Source organism: Sporosarcina sp. P19, from assembly GCF_002743165.1.
GTDB lineage: Bacteria > Bacillota > Bacilli > Bacillales_A > Planococcaceae > Sporosarcina > Sporosarcina ureae.
Genome location: NZ_PDYR01000033.1, coordinates 1 through 1,764, shown reverse-complemented (window position 1 = coordinate 1,764; position 1,764 = coordinate 1). Strand labels below are relative to the sequence as shown.

Sequence of the window (1,764 nt, the reverse complement as noted above, 5' to 3'; positions counted from 1 at the left end):
AGGTCTGGGGTGTAAGTACGGCGACGTATGTAGCTGACAGATACTAATCGATCGAGGACTTAACCTATTTTAAAAAGTAGTTACTTGAACTACACAATGTCTTTTATTCAGTTTTGAGTGAACAAGCTTTACTCGAAAATTATTAAAAATAATACTTGCATTAATAATAACAAGTGTTATAATAGTAAATGTCCTCAAAAAGAGGATGCACAGTCTGGTGACGATAGCGAAGAGGTCACACCCGTTCCCATACCGAACACGGAAGTTAAGCTCTTCAGCGCTGATGGTAGTTGGGGGTTTCCCCCTGTGAGAGTAAGACGTCGCCAGGCAATTCTATTCTTAAGATTAATACTGAGTGTTTTATACATAACCTATTGATAGAATAGAAAAAGAATATACTAATTTAACACTATAATTATACCCAGGAGGATTAGCTCAGCTGGGAGAGCACCTGCCTTACAAGCAGGGGGTCGGCGGTTCGAGCCCGTCATCCTCCACCATATATTTCTACACCTGCCGGTGTAGCTCAACTGGTAGAGCAACTGACTTGTAATCAGTAGGTTGAGGGTTCAAGTCCTTTCGCCGGCACCACTTAGTACGAGCCGTTAGCTCAGTTGGTAGAGCATCTGACTTTTAATCAGAGGGTCACAGGTTCGAATCCTGTACGGCTCACCATTTTTACACAGTAGTAATATATTGCGGGTGTGGTGGAACTGGCAGACACGCTAGACTTAGGATCTAGTGCCTTCGGGCGTGGGGGTTCGACTCCCTTCACCCGCACTTTAATGCGGAAGTAGTTCAGTGGTAGAATACGACCTTGCCAAGGTCGGGGTCGCGGGTTCGAATCCCGTCTTCCGCTTTTTCATCCTTGCCGGGGTGGCGGAACTGGCAGACGCACAGGACTTAAAATCCTGCGGTAGGTGACTACCGTACCGGTTCGATTCCGGTTCTCGGCACCAATTAATTTTATAATATGCGCCTGTAGCTCAATTGGATAGAGCGTCTGACTACGGATCAGAAGGTTGTGGGTTCGACTCCTGCCAGGCGCGCCATATTATTTATAAATTCTATATCTTTTATATCCTTTATAGTCGGGAAGTAGCTCAGCTTGGTAGAGCACTTGGTTTGGGACCAAGGGGTCGCAGGTTCGAATCCTGTCTTCCCGACCACTTATTGGGGCCTTAGCTCAGCTGGGAGAGCGCCTGCCTTGCACGCAGGAGGTCAACGGTTCGATCCCGTTAGGCTCCACCAATAATGTTTTATGACTGACTAATTGCAGCGGCGTAGCTCAGTTGGCTAGAGCATACGGTTCATACCCGTAGGGTCGGGGGTTCAAATCCCTCCGCCGCTATCCTAAGGACCTTTAGCTCAGTTGGTTAGAGCAGACGGCTCATAACCGTCCGGTCGCAGGTTCGAGTCCTGCAAGGTCCACCAGATTATTTATTTCACGGAGGAATACCCAAGCCCGGCTGAAGGGATCGGTCTTGAAAACCGACAGGGGTGTTAAAGCCCGCGGGGGTTCGAATCCCTCTTCCTCCGCCATATTTTCTTTAACAAAAGCTTTACTTTACTAAGTAGTTATGTTAAGATAATAAAGGCGTTAAGTTATTAAGAAGAAATATTTTTATTGTCGCGGGGTGGAGCAGTGGTAGCTCGTTGGGCTCATAACCCAAAGGTCACAGGTTCAAATCCTGTCCCCGCAACCAAGGTCCCGTGGTGTAGCGGTTAACATGCCTGCCTGTCACGCAGGAGATCGCGGGTTCG

The 1,764-nt window shown here is 47.7% G+C and carries 13 tRNA genes and 1 rRNA gene; all 14 read left to right on the top strand.

Annotation, left to right across the window (positions count from 1 at the left end):
- Positions 1-213: 213 nt before the first annotated feature.
- The 14 genes from rrf (at position 214) to CSV74_RS16370 (ending at position 1,706) form a co-directional block, all read left to right on the top strand.
- Positions 214-329 (top strand): 5S ribosomal RNA (gene rrf / locus CSV74_RS16435).
- A 95-nt stretch (positions 330-424) separates the two neighbouring features.
- A tRNA-Val gene (locus CSV74_RS16430) sits at positions 425-500 on the top strand.
- A 15-nt stretch (positions 501-515) separates the two neighbouring features.
- A tRNA-Thr gene (locus CSV74_RS16425) sits at positions 516-591 on the top strand.
- An 8-nt stretch (positions 592-599) separates the two neighbouring features.
- A tRNA-Lys gene (locus CSV74_RS16420) sits at positions 600-675 on the top strand.
- A gap of 23 nt (positions 676-698) precedes the next feature.
- A tRNA-Leu gene (locus CSV74_RS16415) sits at positions 699-780 on the top strand.
- A 7-nt stretch (positions 781-787) separates the two neighbouring features.
- A tRNA-Gly gene (locus CSV74_RS16410) sits at positions 788-859 on the top strand.
- A gap of 11 nt (positions 860-870) precedes the next feature.
- A tRNA-Leu gene (locus CSV74_RS16405) sits at positions 871-959 on the top strand.
- 16 nt (positions 960-975) lie between these two features.
- Positions 976-1,052 (top strand) — tRNA-Arg (locus CSV74_RS16400).
- 40 nt (positions 1,053-1,092) lie between these two features.
- Positions 1,093-1,169: transfer RNA gene (locus CSV74_RS16395), tRNA-Pro, on the top strand.
- A gap of 6 nt (positions 1,170-1,175) precedes the next feature.
- Positions 1,176-1,251, top strand: a tRNA-Ala gene (locus tag CSV74_RS16390).
- A gap of 26 nt (positions 1,252-1,277) precedes the next feature.
- Positions 1,278-1,351: transfer RNA gene (locus CSV74_RS16385), tRNA-Met, on the top strand.
- A 6-nt stretch (positions 1,352-1,357) separates the two neighbouring features.
- Positions 1,358-1,434 (top strand) — tRNA-Ile (locus CSV74_RS16380).
- A gap of 15 nt (positions 1,435-1,449) precedes the next feature.
- Positions 1,450-1,542: transfer RNA gene (locus CSV74_RS16375), tRNA-Ser, on the top strand.
- Between the two features lie 89 nt (positions 1,543-1,631).
- Positions 1,632-1,706, top strand: a tRNA-Met gene (locus tag CSV74_RS16370).
- The last annotated feature ends 58 nt before the right edge of the window (positions 1,707-1,764 follow it).